The following is a 15,944-nucleotide window of genomic DNA, read 5'->3' on the forward strand; positions in this document are numbered from 1 at the left end:
CGTCTACGACCTGGGCGGCGGCACCTTCGACGTCTCGATCCTGGAGATCGGCGACGGCGTCTTCGAGGTGAAGTCGACCAACGGCGACACCTTCCTGGGCGGCGAGGACTTCGACCTGCGGATCGTCGATTTCCTGGCCGAGGAGTTCAAGAAAGAGAATTCCGTCGACCTGCGGAAAGACAAGCTGGCCCTGCAGCGCCTCAAGGAAGAGGCGGAAAAGGCCAAGAAGGAACTTTCCTTCACCACCCAGTACGAACTGAACCTGCCGTTCATCTCGATGAACGCCAACGGCCCGCTGCACCTCAACATCAAGCTCTCCCGCGCCAAGCTGGAAGCCCTGGTGGAAGACCTGGTGGCCAAGACCATCGGCCCCTGCGAGCAGGCGCTGAAGGACGCGGGCCTGAAGAAGTCCGACATCGACGAGGTGATCCTGGTCGGCGGCATGACCCGCATGCCCAAGGTCGTCGAGACCGTGAAGGCCTTCTTCGGCCGTGAGCCGCACACCGGCGTTAATCCCGACGAAGTCGTGGCCCTGGGCGCCGCGGTGCAGGCCGGCGTGCTGCAAGGCGACGTCAAGGACGTGCTGCTGCTGGACGTCACCCCGCTGACGCTGGGCATCGAGACCCTGGGCGGCGTGTTCACCCCGCTGATCGAGCGCAACACGACGATCCCAACCAAGCGGTCCCAGACCTTCTCCACGGCTGACGACAACCAGTCGGCGGTGACCATCCGGGTGTTCCAGGGCGAACGCCCGATGGCGGCGGACAACAAGATGCTGGGCCAGTTCGACCTGGTGGGCATCCCGCCGGCGCCGCGCGGCGTGCCGCAGGTCGAGGTCACCTTCGACATCGACGCCAACGGCATCGTCAACGTCTCGGCTCGCGACAAGGCGACGAACAAGGAACAGTCGATCCGCATCCAGGCCAACGGCGGCCTCTCCGACGCGGACATCGACGCCATGGTCAAGGAAGCCGAGAGCAACAAGGCCGACGACGAGAAGCGCAAGGCCGGCGTCGAGGCCAAGAACCAGGCCGACAGCGCCATCCACTCCACCGAAAAGGCTCTGGCCGAACACGGTGACAAGGTGGGCGAGGCCGACCGCACGGCGATCCAGACCGCGCTCGACGACCTCAAGGGCGTCGTGGACGGCGGCGACGCCGAGGTGATCTCGGCCAAGACCCAGGCGCTCTTGCAGGCGTCGATGAAGCTGGGCGAGGCGATGTACGCCGCGCAGCAGAACGCTTCCGGCGAAGGCCCCGCCTCCGACGAGGACGCGGCGCACGCCGGCCAGCACGGCGAAGAAGTGGTCGACGCCGAATTCGAGGAAGTCGACGGCGACGACCACAAGAAGTCGGCGTGACAACGCGCCCCATGGCGGCTCAACGCGTCATTTGCGAAGAGATCGCCACTGGGGACGTCGCCGCCGCTTCTGCGCGACTAGGGACCCCCGCCCGCTCGATGCCGCCCTACTGGGGTTTTGGGTCTTGTAGCCGGGCGGGGGTTTTCCCACCTTCCCAACAGACAGCTGCTTCCCAGGAGACCCCCTCTTCCCAAGGGACGCTGGGCGCGGCACATCTACAGTTTGGCCCTACGGCGGATTGATGCGCGACTATTACGAAATCCTCGGTGTCGAGCGCACCTGCGACGCGGACGGCCTGAAGGCCTCCTTCCGCAAGCTGGCCATGGAGCACCATCCCGACCGCAATGGCGGCTGCGAGGAGGCCTCGGGCCGGTTCAAGGAAATCAACGAAGCCTATTCGATCCTGTCGGATCCGCAGAAGCGCGCCGCCTATGACCGCTTCGGCCACGCCGGCGTGAGCGGCGCCGGCGGCGGGCCGGGCGGCGCCCAGTTCCACGACGTGGGCGACATCTTCAACGAGGTGTTCGGCGACGTCTTCGGCGACATGTTCGGCGGCGGCCGACGCGGCGGCGGACAGCGCTCCGGGCCGACCCGCGGCCAGGACCTGCGCTACGACCTGGAGATCACGCTGGAGCAGGCCTATGCGTCTGCCGAGGTGGAGATCACCGTGCCCGCCGCGCTCACCTGCGAGACCTGCACCGGCTCGGGCGCCAAGCCCGGCACGAGCCCGACCACCTGCAACGCCTGCGGCGGCGCCGGCCGGGTGCGCGCCACCCAGGGCTTCTTCTCCATCGAGCGCGCCTGCCCGCGCTGCGGCGGCTCCGGCCGCCTGGTGCTCGACCCCTGCGCCGACTGCCACGGCATGGGCCAGGTGCGGCGCGAGCGGACGCTCAGCGTGCGCATCCCCGCCGGCGTCGACGACGGCGCGCGCATCCGCCTCGCCGGCGAGGGCGACGGCGGTCAGCGGGGCGGCCCGCGCGGCGACCTCTACATCTTCATCTCGGTGAAGCCGCACGAGCTCTTCGAGCGCGATGGCCTGGACCTGCTCTGCACCGTGCCGGTGCCGATGGCGGTGGCCGCGCTCGGCGGCGAGATCGAGGCCCCCTGCCTGATGGGCGGCGAGAACTGCGACGGCAATTGCAAGCTGCCGGTCAAGGTCCCTGAGGGCGCCCAGACCGGCAAGACCGTGCGCCTGAAGGGCAAGGGCATGCCCTCGCTCCGCTCCCGCGACCGCGGCGACCTGGTGGTGGAGCTGTTCGTCGAGACGCCCAGCCGGCTGACCGCCCGCCAGAAGGAGCTGCTGCGTGAATTCGCCGGCCTCTGCGGCGACGCCCAGCATCCCAAGAACGCCAGCTTCGCCGGCAAGGCGAAGACCTTCTGGGACAGCGTCAAGGGCGCCGCCTAGCCTTTCAGGACCGTAACTTGACCGTGGCCGCGGCGCGCCGGAAGCATCGCGCCCGAGCCGCGCGTTACGGGAGTGGACGGTGAGCGACCCTTTGCAGCCTATCGAGCCCTACCGGCGCCATTGGATCGAATACGCAGCCACCCTCGTCGGGCTCGTCGTCGCCGTGATTTCCCTCTGGGTCGCCATCGCCACCGAACGTGCGAACCAGAAGATGGTCGACGCCAACTACCGGATGGTGGCCGCGGCCTCGTGGCCCTTCCTGCAGATCGACTCCGGCAACGACGACAACGGCACGAACCGCATCACCCTCGAACTACAGAACGCCGGCGTCGGACCGGCCAAGGTGCAGAGCTTCGAGGTCTTCTGGCGGGGCAAGGCCTACACGTCGTCCGCCGCGTTGCTCAGGGCCTGCTGCACGAACGACAAGACCACAACCTTTCAAACCGGCACGCTTCCGGTGCTCGGCGTCGTCCTGCGGGCGGGCGACCAGAGACAATTCTTCCGCTTCGACCTCACGCCTGACAACAAGGACATCTGGAAGGCCTTTGACCGGGTGCGCCAACGCGAGCTCAGCTATCGCGCCTGCTATTGCTCGGTCTTCGACGAATGCTGGATCAGCCCTCTCAGCAGCGCGCAGTCGCGGCACACTCTGGAGGTTCAGCCCGTGAAGGCGTGTCCGACCCCGGTGGCGCCCTGGGAGCAATAGGCGGCCATTCTCGCGCTGGCGCCATCGGCGCCTTTCCGCTAGAGGAAGCGTCCGCTGGAACAAGCACCCGTAGCTCAGCTGGATAGAGCGTTGCCCTCCGAAGGCAAAGGTCACACGTTCGAATCGTGTCGGGTGCGCCAGCGAATAGCCTGATGGTTACCCGCGTTTAACCATAAGGCGACAGGGTCTGGCGGCGCGCTTCGCGCCGGAGCGGCGACCCTTCAGATGCCCTTGAGCAGACGTCCCCAACCACACGCCGCCCAGCCGCAGGTCCAGGCCGAGGCGCTTGACCCGCTCATCTCGACCATCATGCCGCCGGTCCCGGCGCCGGCGGTGGGCCTGACCCGCCAGGGCCTGGCGCGCTATGCGGTCGGCGACTACCGCGCCGCCGAGCAGGCGTTCCGCGCCGTCGCCGAGGTCGCCGGCCACGAGCCCATGGCCTGGAACAATCTGGCGCTGGTGCTGGTGGCTCTGGGCGAACTCGACCAGGCGGCCGCGGCGCTGCGCCGCTCGCTGAACCTGGACGCGGGGCAGTTCGCGCCCTGGATGAACCTCGCCAGCGCGCTCCTGCGCCAGGGCAAGGCCGACGAGGCGGAGGCCGCCTGCGCCGCGGCGCTCGCGCTCGATCCCGCCAGCGCCGACGCCTGGCAGGTCGCCGCGCTCGCCCGCCTGAGCCGAGAGGACTTCACCGGCGCTGCCGAAGCCTTTACGCGCACCCTGGACCTCGCCGGCGAGAGCGCCGAGCTGCGCCTCAACCTGGGCGCCGCGCTCCTGAGATGCGGGCGGTTCGAGGCCGCCGCCGCGAGCCTGGCGGCCGCCGTCGCGCTCGATCCCACCTCCTTCGTCGCCCTCGAGGTCAAGCAGGCCTGCGACTTCATCGTCGCCGCCATCGACGGCGACATGGCGCGCGCCGTCGCCGCCTATCCGCCGGGCCTGCTGGCGACGCCGGCGGAAGCCGACCGGGTGTTCAAGACCGCGCTGCTCTATCTCGACTGGGCGGGCGAGCGGGCCGCCGCGGGCCGGGTCGCGCAGGCCTGGGCCTCACGCCGGCCGGACAACATCGAGGCGATCCACCTGCGCGACGCGGCGCTGGCGCACGTGACGCCGCGCCAGCCCGCCGAACTGGTCGCCAAGAGCTTCGACGACATGGCCGACGATTTCGACGACCGCCTGGTGCGCCGCCTCGCCTATCAGGGGCCGGAACGCCTGGCCGCGCTGATCGCCCAGGCCGCGCAGGCCGAGGGCGCGCTCGATGTCCTGGACCTGGGTTGCGGCACCGGCCTTTGCGCTTCGTTCCTGCGGCCCTACGCGCGCCTCCTGAGCGGGGTTGACCTCTCCGCCGGCATGCTGGCCAAGGCCGCCGCCCGCGGGCTCTACGATCACTTGGAGGCCGCCGATCTCTTGACCGTGCTGGCGCAGGCGCAGGGCGGGTGGGACCTGCTGGCAGCCGCCGACACCTTCCCCTATCTGGGCGACCTCGGCGCGGTCTTCGAGGGCGCCGGCCGGGCGCTGCGCCAGGGCGGGCTGTTCGCGTTTTCCACCGAGGCCGCCGACGGCGAGAGCTATCGGCTGAAGGGCAACGGCCGCTACGCCCACGCCGACCGCTACATCGAACGCCTCGCCGACGGCCGTTTCGAGATCGCCGCGCGCACCGCCGCCACCCTGCGCCGCGAGGCCGCGAGCCCCGTCGAGGGCGGCTTCTACCTGCTGCGGAAGATCTAGGGCCCTAGGGCGTCGCCCTAGAACTGCACGTGGCCGGTGAGCCGCAGGTCGTAGATGTTGAGTCCGTCACGGGCCTCGGCGCCGGTTTCCACCGCAAAGCCGCCCGAGCCGTTCTCGCCGCGCACCGACAGATGGACCGCCGCGCCGGAGCCGGAGATCTGGTCGGAGGTGAGCTGGAAGGGATTGCCGCCGCCGGTGAACCGCGCGGTGGTGACGCCCAGGACCTCGTTGGCGACGCCCTTGTAGCCGATCAGGGCTTCGGGGCCCCAGCTGCGATCGGGGCCGTAGAGGGCGCCCACCGCGACGCCGGCGAAGGTGGAGAGCCGGGATGAGGTGCGCGAGCCCACCGCCAGGTCCAGGACATCGCCGCCGCCGCTCTCGGTGTAGGAACCCTCGGTCAGGCGCATGTAGTCGAGGGTGGCCAGCGGGCGGAAATAGTAGTTCGCGAACCGGGCCTCGTAGCTCACCGTGCCGCGGGCGTTGAAGCCGATCGCCGACCAGGAGCCATTGGCGCTGCGGGTCACGGCCAGGCCGTCGCCGCCCAGGACCTCGATCACCCGGTCGCTGGAAATTCGCGCGTAGTCGACGCCCACCCGGGCGTTGGCCGAGAAGCCGCCCCGGGTCGTGCGCCAGTAGAGGCCGGCGTCGACCAGGTTGGCGTGCAGGTCGGCCGCCGAGTCCCGGTCGTCGGGATAGACCTCGTTGGTGCTGGCCCCGAAGGTGACGCCCAGGATGCCGAGCGGCGTGCGCGGAATCTCGTAGCCGGCGACGGCGCCGAAGCTCCACGCCTTGTACCCGGGGTCGTTGGTGCGCGCGTCGGAGAACAGGCCCGCGTTGGTCTCCTGCATCCAGAAGCCGCCGCCCACCGGGTCCTGCCGGTCGTCCAGCGGCCGGCCGAAGGCCGACACGCTGGCGGCGATGGCGTTGAAGAGGGCGCCGGAGTGGTTGGGCAGCAACTGGTTGTAGAGGTTGATGGTGCCGGCCTGGGTGGTCTGGGCAAGCAGCGCGCCCTCCAGCCCGGGGTCCTTGGCGATCACCGCGAGCAGCGGTTCATAGCCGCCGGCGGAGGTCGAAGGCAGGCCCAGCTGCGCCGCGGTCTTGCGGGTCAGGGTCGCCGAGACCGTGCCGGCCGCCAGGTTGGTGGAAAGGCTCGTGTTGTAGAGGAACGGCGTCGAGCCGAGCAGCGCGGTGTCGAGCGTGCCGGCGGTCAGCTGGTTGGCCTGGATGATGGTGTAGGTGGCGGTGCCCGGCAGGACATTGGCCAGGCGCACGCCGATGGTCGCGCCGCTGGCGATGCTGGCCGCGCCGGCGACGTTCAGGCTCGTGGCCTGGCCCAGCGACGGGTCGGCGGTGACGATCAGCGATGAGGCGCTGCCCAGCGTCAGGCTGGTGAGCTTCAACTGGCTGGCGTCGTTGATCTGCAGCGAGCCGGTCCCGATCGACATGGCGATGGTCCCGCCAGCCGCGTCGAGGTTGCCCTTAACCGCGGCGCCGTTGTCGATGGTCAGGCTGTTGGCGCCCGCGCCCAGGTCCACATTGCCGGTCAGGGTTCCGGCCAGGATCTCCACGCGGTCGGCGCCGGGGCCGAACAGCACTGAGCCGGTGATCGACGGCACGAAGGTGTCGCCCGTGGGGGCGTCCTGCAGCAGGTGGACGCCGGTGGCGTTCTTGCTCACGTCCAGCGCCACGTCGGCTCCGGTGACCGGGGTCGCGACGCTGGTCAGCCCCCGCGCCGTCGAGATCTGGCCGATATTCTCGATCTCGGAGAGCGTGCCGGACCGGTCGATGATGGCGATGGCGTTGGCCTGCTGACCGGAGACGGTGGCGCTGATGACGTTGGCGTTCTGCAGGGCGGTGATTTTCGAGCCGGCCTCGATCGACAGCGCCTGGGCCGACGCCCCCGCGGCGTCGGAGTTCATCACCGCCTGGATAGAGCCGTCGTTGCGGAAATCAGGCGCGATGACGCCGGTGAGGTGGAAGGCCGTCGCGCTGGCGGCGTAGGCGGTGGCGCTGACCGCGCCGGAAACGTGGATGCCGCCGGTGGTGTCGATCGTGCCGCCGCCGGCGACGCCCAGTTGCGCGCCGGTGGAGCTGACGCCGTCGTAGACGCCGTTGCCGACGACCGAACCCTTGATGCTCAGGCCGAAGGCCTCGGTGCCGGCGACTCCGCCGCCGCCCACGTCGACGTTGCCGAGCGTGATGTTCTTGCCGTTGGCGCCGCCGATGATCAGCGCCGGCGCCGCCGCGATGGAGCTCAGCGAGCCGGCGGCGGTGGTGACATTGCCCGAGGCGTCGGTGCTGGTCGTCGCGTCGACCAGGACGCCGCCGGTGACATTGCCGCCGATCGTGACCGTGGCGCCGCTCTGCAGCAGGTCGTCCGCCGTCAGGTGGCTCAGGAAGTTCGTGTCGGTGCTGCGCGTGGTGTAGCGGTAGCCGGTGGTCGAATAGGTGCCGTTGATCCGCACCTGGCCGGTGACGTCGCCGCCCAGGTTCGCGCCCTGGGCGCCCTGGCCCTGGGACACCAGCGTACCGCTCAGCGTCACGCCGTTGCCCACCGTGCTGGTGGTGCGGATGCCGAAGCTGTTGGTCCCGGCCACGGAGATGTTGCCGGCGTTGAGCAGAGTGCCGCTGAGCGCGGTCTCGACGGAGATGGCCGCGGAGTTGTCGCCCTTGATGGTGATGCTGGCCGCGCCGCTGTTGTCGACGTCGCCGGTGAAGACGCCGGGGCCGATCACCTGGATGCCGAAGCGGCTGGTCCCGTTGGCGAACGGGCCGTGGATGATGCCGTTGCTGTCCGTTGTCGTCGTCGAGGTGTCGTCCACCTCGATGGTGGCGTTGTTGCTGATCGTCCCCGCGAAACCGCCGTGCGCCAGGATGCCCACGACATTGTTGAGGTTCTGGAACTGGATGACCCCGCTGTTGGTCACCGAGTTGTTGCTGTCGATGGTCACCGCCGCGCCGGAAGGCGGGTGCAGCGTGGCGCCGGTGTTGATGGTGATGTCGCCCGAGGTCGAGGTGGCCAGCGGCGTGGTGCTGGAGTTGCTGAGCGTCGTCGAGGTGGTCTGGGCCAGCGCCGGAGCCGCCCAGATCAGCGCCGAGACGCTGACCATGGCCGGGCCATAGCGCAGCAGGCGGCCGAAAACCGGCCGGCGCGCCGAGACGCCAGACGCCCGCGCAAGGGCGTCCTGGGCGGCGTTCGGCGAAAAATACCCAGTCATCTAGTGCAATCCCTCACGACGGACCGATCGATCGAGCATGATTGTGTCCGGCGCATGGCTCCAGCCCTTAGATCTCGTTTCCGTGGCGGCCAAGCGCGTCTCGATCGTTTCACTCTTGCATCGGCGGCCGAAACAGTCGGCCAAACGACGAATTTCCCCGAAATTTGCAAGGCTTAGGCCGCGCGGCAAGCCCCTTACGCCTGGAGCGGGCCGCGCACTCTTGAAACCTCAAGCGAGGCTTAGATGCAAATATCTTCAACTCCAACAGCTTACGGAGGGGGTGAGGCACAACGCCTCCTGAACATGCTCCTACAGCAACAGCCGCCGCCCGCTGGGCAAGACCTGCCGGGCGGCGCCGCGACGACAACGACAACCCCCTCCACGACGGCGGCGGCGACGCCGGCGAGCACGACGAGCGCGGACCAGTTCGCCTCGGCCACGCTCTCGTCCCTGCTCTCGGCGCAGGAAGCGCCCTCCTCCGCGTCCGTGGTGGCCTCGAAGGTCATCAGCGCGGCCGACACCAACGGCGACGGCTCGCTCAGTCTCGGCGAAATCGAGACGGCCATCGGCGCCGACACCACCTCAGGTTCGAGCGCGGACGCGCTCAGCCGGGCGTTCGCCTCGATCGACACCAACGGTGACGGTCAGATCAGCGCCAGCGAACTCACCAACGCCCTGGACGCCCAGAATGCGGCGCAGGGCGCGCAAGCCGGAGGCCCGCAGGGCGCCCATCACCACCATCACCACCACGCCGAAGGCGCCGGTGGTCCTCCCTCCAGCGCGGACCTCGCCAGCCAGCTGGTGGGTTCCGCCGATACGGACGGCGATGGTGAACTGAGCGTCAGCGAGATCGAGACGGCGCTTGGCCTGACGCCGGCCTCGTCGACCTCGTCCGGTTCGCCGGCTTCGGCGCCTGCCACCGGCTCGACTCCGACATCGTCCACCACCGCCACCGCCGCCAATTCCACCCTCGCGGCGGCGATCAGCAAGTGGGACACGGACGGCGACGGCAAGCTCAGCGTTTCCGAGCTGACCACCGGCATCCAGGCGTTCCTGGACACGCACAACCGCGGCGCCGCCGGCGCCGCCTCGGCGCAAGCCGTGACCGCCTAGGCCTTGTCGGCGGCCGGAGCGTCCTTCGCGGGCCTCCGGCCGCCGCCATTCTGTTTCCGCGCGCCATTCTGTTTCCGCGCCATGTCCGGCGAGTCGCCGGTTCGGAAATTCCCCTGGCCAAGGCCTGTGGCATCAAGCCCCGGGACGAACCAGGGAACTATTCGATGACTTCGACGATCCGCCACGCCGCCCTCGCCGCGCTTGCGGCCGCCACCCTCGCCGGCTCCACGGCCTGGGCGCAGCAGGACGACCACCGCGGCCCGCCAAACGGTGCTGGGGCCGACCGCGCCCAGATGCGCGCCCGCTTCGAGGCCATGCACGAGGCGCGCGAGAAGCAACACGCTCAGGACCTGCGCACCATCCTGCGCCTGCGCCCCGACCAGGAGGGCGCGCTCACCGCCTTCCTGCAATCGCACAAGCGCCCCGACGGCCCGCCCGCGGGCGGCCGCCGCGGTCCGCCCGGCGGTCCCGGCGCCGGGCCGCGCCCGCCAATGGCCGCGCCACCCATGACAACGCCGCAGCGCCTCGATGAAATGGCCCGCCGCGAGTCCGAACATGCCGCCATGCAGCAGAAGCACGCCGAGGCCCTGCGGACCTTCTACGCCGCGCTCAGCCCCGAGCAGCGCCAGGTGTTCGACGCCCTGCAGCGTATGCACGGCGGCCACGAGCATGGGGGTTGGGGCGGCCATCGCGGCTTCGGCGGCCCGATGGGCGGCCGCTTCGGCGGACCGGGCGGCCCGCCGCGCGGCGACTGACCGCGCCCCGATCTCCAAGGGCGGGCGGCTGTAAAGACCAGCGTCTCCAAAGGATTGTGGCGTGGTGGTTGTTGCGGCGCCACAATCCTCACGGAAGGAGAAGGCCATGAACACTCAAGCTAGCGTCCTTCCCGCCCGCCACATCCTCGTCGTGGACGATGACTCGCAGCTGCGCGAGCAGGTGGTCGGCTATCTCGCCGAGCACGGCTACCAGCTGCACGCCGCCCACGACGCCGCCTCGATGGAGGCCGCGCTGGCGGCCGCGCCCATCGACCTGATCGTGCTGGACGTGATGCTGCCCGGCGAGGACGGCCTGTCGATCTGCCGCCGGCTTTCCGAGACCGGCGGGCCGGCCATCGTCATGGTCAGCGCCATGGGCGACGAGGTCGACCGGGTGCTGGGTCTGGAGCTGGGCGCCGACGACTACCTGCCCAAGCCCTGCAGCCCGCGCGAGCTGCTGGCCCGGGTCCGCGCGGTTTTCCGCCGGCTGGACGAGGTGCGCGGCGGCGCGCCCAGGCGCGGCAAGACCTATCATTTCCAGGGCTTTGTGGTGGACACCCTGCGCCGCCAGCTGCGCGCGCCCAACGGCACCACCATCCTGCTCACCGGCGGCGAGTTTTCCCTGCTCAGCGTGTTCCTGGAGAACCCGCAGCGGATCCTCTCCCGCGACCAGCTGCTGGAACAGGCGCGCGGCTCGCAGACCGAGGTCTTCGACCGGGCGGTCGATGTGCAGATCAGCCGCCTGCGCCGCAAGCTGCACGCCTGCGTCGAGGGCGAGATCATCAAGACCTACCGCGGCGCCGGCTACCTGTTCGACGCCAAGGTGACCCGAGCATGACCAAGAGGGCGGCGTGACCGAGGCGCCAGGGACGGGCTCCGGGGCGGACGCCGGCCCGGCCAGCCCCCGCAAGCGCCGCTCCTGGCCACGGGCGCCGATCAGCGTCCAGCTGGTCACCCTGCTGCTGGCCAGCCTGATCGTCGCCGAGGCGATCAGCTTCGGCATCATCCTGCTGATCCCGCCGCCGAGGCCGCCGGTCTACCGGGTGGCCGACGTCGCCGCCGCCATGCGCGGCGGCACGCTGAAGACCCGGTTTGGCCGGCCGCTGACCCGCAGCATTGCGACCGCCCTTCCGGCGGAACTGACCTCGCCGCACAGGGAGCATCAGCGGACCTTGGCGGCGCTGGCCCGCACCCTGGGCGAGCCGGAGACCCGCGTGCGGCTGGAGGAGCAGAACGCGTCCCCGCTCTGGCGCATTCGCCGCGCGCTCACCGGCGACGCCCCGCCGCGCGGCCCCGACCGCGGCGGCCCGATGGGCGCCTCGCCCTTCGAGATGGACCGCGGCCCGCCGGACCCTGGCTCCGGGTTTGGGCCCGGGCCGGGAGCCGTCGCCCAGGGCTCGCCGCTTCCGTCGGCCCCAGAGGCCACGGCGGGTCAAGGCGCGCCGGGCGATCCGCGCCGGCCCTGGATGCGGGGCGGCGGCCGCCGGCGCTTCGGCGGCGGGCCCGAATTGCCGATCTTCGGCGACTTCGCCGCGGCCTTGCAGCTCGACAACGGGACCTGGATGGTGGTCCGCTCGACCCCGGAATCCTTCCCCTCCGCCTGGCAGATGCAGGCGTCCGCCTGGCTGCTGGCGGGCTTCCTGCTGGTGGCGTCGGCGGGCTACCTGTTCTCGCGGCGGATTTCCGCGCCCCTGAGGCGGTTCGCCGAGGCCGCCGAGACCCTGGGCCGCGATCCGCACGCCCCGCAGATGACCCTCAAGGGGCCCGCCGAGGTCGGCGCGGCGGCGCACGCCTTCAACGAGATGCAGGCGCGGCTCAAGCGCTACATCAACGACCGCACGGCCATGGTCGGCGCAATCTCCCACGACCTGCGCACCCCGCTCGCCCGCATCCGCTTCAAGGTCGAGGCTGCGCCGCCGTCGCTGAAGGCCTCGGTGCTCGCCGACGTGGAGCAGATGGAGCAGATGATCGGCGGCGTGCTGGCCTTCATCCGCGACGAGGGCGCGCCGCGCCGCCGTGAAAAGCTGGACCTGCTGTCGCTGATCGAGTGCGTCGCCGACGACGCGGCCATGGTCGGCGGTCAGGTGGAGATCGTCGATGGCGCGCCGGTGACCGTGGACGGCGATCCCGTCGCCCTGCAGCGGCTGTTCTCCAACCTGGTGGACAATGCGCTGAAATATGGCGGCGAGGCGCGGATCAATGTGCGTCAGGACGGGGCCGCGGCGGTGGTGGAGATCGTCGATCCGGGCCCTGGCCTGTCGCCGGACGAGCTTGGCCGGGTGTTCCAGCCGTTCTACCGCACCGACGCCTCGCGCAATCTCGACAACGGCGGGGTGGGCCTGGGCCTGCCCATCGCGCGCTCGACCGCGCGGGCGCATGGCGGAGATGTGGAGCTGACCTCCTCGCCCGGGGCGACGACGGCGATCGTGACGCTCCCCGCGGCGGCCTGAGCCGGCTTAGCGCCCGCTGACCGGGGTGTCGGGGTAGGCCAGCTGCTCGCGGGCCCGCCATTCCTGCGTCACGTAGTTGACGATCAGCGACTTGCGCACGACCGGAATCTGGCGGGGCTCGAAGCCGTGCCAGGTGCGGTCGGAGGGCACGAAGGCCAGCGCCCCGCCGATCTCGAAGGGCGCGCGGTGCGACCAGGTCTTGGCGTCGGCGTAGACGTCGGTGCCCAGGTCCGGCTGGCCGTCGGGGCCGAGGTAGTAGAGCAGGGTGAACTTCTTGACGCCCAGATCGGTGTGCGGCTGCAGCCAGAAGCCGTCGGTGTCCTGGGCGTATTCGATCCGCAGGCAGCAGCCGTCCAGGCGCGCGCCGGTGACATCCTCGACCACGGCCACGGTTTCGCGATGCTGGAAGGCCTGCGCCAGAGCCGCGCACATCGGATGTTTGGCGATCGCGTCCGCATCGATGTATCTGCGGGTGTTGTTGTGGATTTCGCGAGAGCCGGATAGGCCGTTCAGGGCCGGGGCAGGAAACGGCAGGGCGTCCATCGCCGCGGCCATGTCGGCGGGCAGGACGTTCCGCAGCATCCAGTGCCGGTAGGGGTCGTCCTGGGCGGCGGCCGATTTCAGGGCGTGCGCGAAGCTGGCGCGGCAGGCGTCGCGCTCCGCGGCGACGGCGTCACCGGGAAGGTCGAGCAGGGCCAGTGGACTTGTACGCATTGATCTGGTCGCCTCGCCCCGGTGTTGCGGCGTCTGGGGAGTTCACGCCTGAATGACGTTGCCTACCGACAACCACCTCAGGACGGCGAATGCAAGGCGCCGGTTGGCCGCAGCCTCGGCCAGCGGGCTGGTTTTGCTGGCCGCGAGCGTGGCGCCGAACGCGGCAAAAGCCGCCGAAACGCGAGTCTTCCGCCTCCCCTCCGAACCCCTGGAGGCTGCTCTGGTTCGCTTTGCGGTGCAAGGCGGGGTCTCGGTGGGCGGTCTGCCGGCCAGGGGCTGCACGGGCGCCTCCCGCGCGATTTCAGGCGCGATGACGCCGGCGCAGGCGCTGGGCGCCCTTTTGCCGGGCGGCTGCGGCTTCGAGACGCTGGACGCGAAGAGCTTCCGTGTCGTCGGCCGCCCGATGGCGGCCACAGCCCCACCGCCGCACGCCGACGGCGAGATCACGCCGGCGCCCCGGCTGGATGAGCTGGTGGTCACCGCCGAAAAACGCCCGGAACTGCTGACCCGCAGCGCTTCGGCGGTGAGCGTGCTGTCGGCCGCCGACGTGAACGCCCTGGGCGGCCAAAGCTTCGACGATGTCGCCGCCCAGCTGGTGGGCGTCGCCGTCACCAACCTGGGGTCCGGGCGCAACAAGATCTTCGTGCGCGGCCTCTCCGACGGCTCGTTCACCGGCAAGACCCAGTCGACCGTGGGCCTCTACCTCGATGAGGTGCCGATCACCTACAACGCGCCCGACCCGGACCTGCGCCTCGCCGACATCGACCGCGTCGAGGTGCTGCGCGGGCCGCAGGGCACGCTCTATGGCTCGGGCTCGATGGGCGGCATCGTGCGCATCGTCACCGCGCGGCCCGACGTGACCGGCTATGCTGGCGCGGTTTCCGCCGAGGCCATGGCGACCCAGCACGGCGCCCCTTCGTCCGGCGTCGAAGGCATGGTCAATGCGCCGCTGGCCGACGGGCGCGCGGCGATCCGGGCGGTGGCCTATGCCGACGAGCACGGCGGCTATATCGACAACCCGGTCCTGAACCTGCGCGACGTCAACTTCAGCCGCCGGCTTGGCGGACGGATCGCGGGCCTGGCCGACCTGCCGGACGGCTGGACCGTGGAGGCCGGCGTCGCGCACCAGAAGATCGTCACCGCCGACAGCCAGTACACGCAAGGGACCGACGGCCCGCTGACCCGCGACGCGGCGGTGCGCGAGCCGCACCACAACGACTTCACCGAGGTGGGCGCGACCGCCTCGCACGCCGGGGGCCTCGCCGATCTGAAGATCTCCACCGCCTTCATCGACCACTCGCTGGACACCCGCTACGACGCCACCGGCGCCTTCCGCGCGGTGGGCGGCCTGCGCGTCCAGGCGTTCGACGAGGACAAGCACATCAAGCTCTGGGCCACCGAGGGCCTTTTGACCTCCAATGCGCCGGGCCCGCTGCGTTGGCTGGTCGGCGGCTTCGTCTCCTACACCGACGAAATGGACGCGGCCTTCCTGGTCGGCCTCAACCCCGTGGACTCGCAGTCGATCTACCGCCGCCGCGACGAGCTGTCGGAAGGCGCGGTCTATGGCGAGGTCGCCTACGACGTCACCGCCCGGATCACCGGCACCCTGGGCGGGCGCTGGTTCGCGACGCGGGTCGACACCCGGGCCGGCGATTTCGACATCGCCCAGACGGCGGTCGCGCCGATCCACGAGAAGCTGACCGACCAGGGCGTGGCGCCCAAGGCCCGGATCAGCTTCGCCGCGACGCCCGAGCTGGTGATCTACGCCCAGGTGCAGGAGGGCTACCGCGCCGGGGGTTTCAACATTCCGCCGGCGGCGGGCGGCAGCGTGACGCCGGAGACCGTGGCCGCCCAGTTCCGCCCCGATCACCTGTGGAGCTATGAGGTCGGCGCCGGCCTGCCGCTGTTCGACCATCGGCTGAACCTGCGGGGCGCGGTCTTCCACGCCGACTGGTACGGGCTGCAGACCGACCAGCGCCTGGCGTCCGGCCTGCCGATGACGGTCAACATCGGCGACGGCTCCAACACCGGCGTCGAGGCCGAGGCGGTGTGGCGGCCGGACGAGCATCTGCAGGTGCGCGCCAACATCCTGCTCGAGGATCCGCAGATCACCCGGGCGGGCGATGTCTTCCCGGCCAGGCGGGATATCGGCCTGCCGGGCGTGCCCTATGACATGGGCGCCGCCGACGTGCGCTACCGCTGGCGGATCGGCGCCTACGAGGCGGAGACCTCCGCCCAGCTCTCCTATGTCGGGCGCTCCTACCTCACCTTCGACGGCGGCCTGGGCAACGCCATGGGCGGCTACGCGTCGGGGCGGGTCGCCGCGGCGCTGAGGAGCCAGGCCTGGCAGGTCAGCGCCTATGTGGACAATGTCGCCGACGAGCGGGGCAACACCTTCGCCTTCGGCAACCCCTTCAGCCGCGCCCGCGCCACCCAGGCGACGCCGCTGCGCCCGCGCACCGTCGGATTCGGGCTCGCGCGCCGCTTCTAGCGCCACACGC

11 protein-coding genes and 1 tRNA gene are annotated in these 15,944 nt (G+C 70.6%); 10 read left to right on the forward strand and 2 right to left on the reverse strand.

Annotated features, from left to right (window positions below; translation table 11 throughout):
• The 5 genes from dnaK to VKQ35_RS14820 all read left to right on the forward strand — a co-directional run.
• A partial coding sequence (gene dnaK / locus VKQ35_RS14800) for a molecular chaperone DnaK (RefSeq protein ID WP_324362922.1) occupies positions 1–1,360 on the forward strand: 1,360 nt, incomplete at its 5' end.
• Positions 1,361–1,601: 241 nt separating this feature from the next.
• Positions 1,602–2,765, forward strand: coding sequence for a molecular chaperone DnaJ (dnaJ, locus tag VKQ35_RS14805; protein WP_324362924.1), 1,164 nt, complete (start codon positions 1,602–1,604; stop codon positions 2,763–2,765).
• 79 nt (positions 2,766–2,844) lie between these two features.
• On the forward strand, positions 2,845–3,471 hold the full coding sequence (locus VKQ35_RS14810; RefSeq protein ID WP_324362926.1) for a hypothetical protein: 627 nt from the start codon (positions 2,845–2,847) through the stop codon (positions 3,469–3,471).
• Positions 3,472–3,534: 63 nt separating this feature from the next.
• A tRNA-Arg gene (locus VKQ35_RS14815) sits at positions 3,535–3,611 on the forward strand.
• Between the two features lie 91 nt (positions 3,612–3,702).
• The gene (locus tag VKQ35_RS14820; RefSeq protein ID WP_324362928.1) at positions 3,703–5,193 is read left to right on the forward strand and encodes a tetratricopeptide repeat protein; all 1,491 of its coding nucleotides are present in this window, start codon (positions 3,703–3,705) and stop codon (positions 5,191–5,193) included.
• A gap of 17 nt (positions 5,194–5,210) precedes the next feature.
• Here VKQ35_RS14820 and VKQ35_RS14825 read toward each other — a convergent pair whose 3' ends face one another.
• Positions 5,211–8,411 carry an autotransporter outer membrane beta-barrel domain-containing protein gene (locus tag VKQ35_RS14825; protein WP_324362930.1) on the reverse strand — a complete coding sequence of 1,067 codons (3,201 nt, stop codon included), beginning with the start codon at positions 8,409–8,411 and terminating at the stop codon, positions 5,211–5,213.
• Between the two features lie 303 nt (positions 8,412–8,714).
• On the opposite strand from VKQ35_RS14825, the gene VKQ35_RS14830 reads away from it, so the two are divergent.
• From VKQ35_RS14830 to VKQ35_RS14845, 4 genes are all read left to right on the forward strand, one after another.
• On the forward strand, positions 8,715–9,524 hold the full coding sequence (locus tag VKQ35_RS14830) for an EF-hand domain-containing protein (protein ID WP_324362932.1): 810 nt from the start codon (positions 8,715–8,717) through the stop codon (positions 9,522–9,524).
• 164 nt (positions 9,525–9,688) lie between these two features.
• Positions 9,689–10,279 carry a Spy/CpxP family protein refolding chaperone gene (locus VKQ35_RS14835; protein WP_324362934.1) on the forward strand — a complete coding sequence of 197 codons (591 nt, stop codon included), beginning with the start codon at positions 9,689–9,691 and terminating at the stop codon, positions 10,277–10,279.
• A gap of 106 nt (positions 10,280–10,385) precedes the next feature.
• On the forward strand, positions 10,386–11,117 hold the full coding sequence (locus tag VKQ35_RS14840) for a response regulator (RefSeq protein WP_324362936.1): 732 nt from the start codon (positions 10,386–10,388) through the stop codon (positions 11,115–11,117).
• Positions 11,118–11,130: 13 nt separating this feature from the next.
• Positions 11,131–12,729, forward strand: a complete 1,599-nt coding sequence (locus tag VKQ35_RS14845; RefSeq protein ID WP_324362938.1) for a HAMP domain-containing sensor histidine kinase — start codon at positions 11,131–11,133, stop codon at positions 12,727–12,729.
• A gap of 6 nt (positions 12,730–12,735) precedes the next feature.
• On the opposite strand, the gene VKQ35_RS14850 is transcribed toward VKQ35_RS14845, so the two are convergent.
• Positions 12,736–13,443 (reverse strand): hypothetical protein, encoded by a 708-nt coding sequence (locus tag VKQ35_RS14850; RefSeq protein ID WP_324362940.1) that lies wholly within the window; start codon positions 13,441–13,443, stop codon positions 12,736–12,738.
• Positions 13,444–13,696: 253 nt separating this feature from the next.
• Here VKQ35_RS14850 and VKQ35_RS14855 point away from each other — a divergent pair, with 253 nt between their 5' ends.
• Positions 13,697–15,934 (forward strand): TonB-dependent receptor, encoded by a 2,238-nt coding sequence (locus VKQ35_RS14855; protein WP_324362942.1) that lies wholly within the window; start codon positions 13,697–13,699, stop codon positions 15,932–15,934.
• Positions 15,935–15,944 lie beyond the last annotated feature (10 nt).

The organism is Phenylobacterium sp. (assembly GCF_035309685.1).
In the GTDB taxonomy this organism is placed as follows: domain Bacteria; phylum Pseudomonadota; class Alphaproteobacteria; order Caulobacterales; family Caulobacteraceae; genus Phenylobacterium.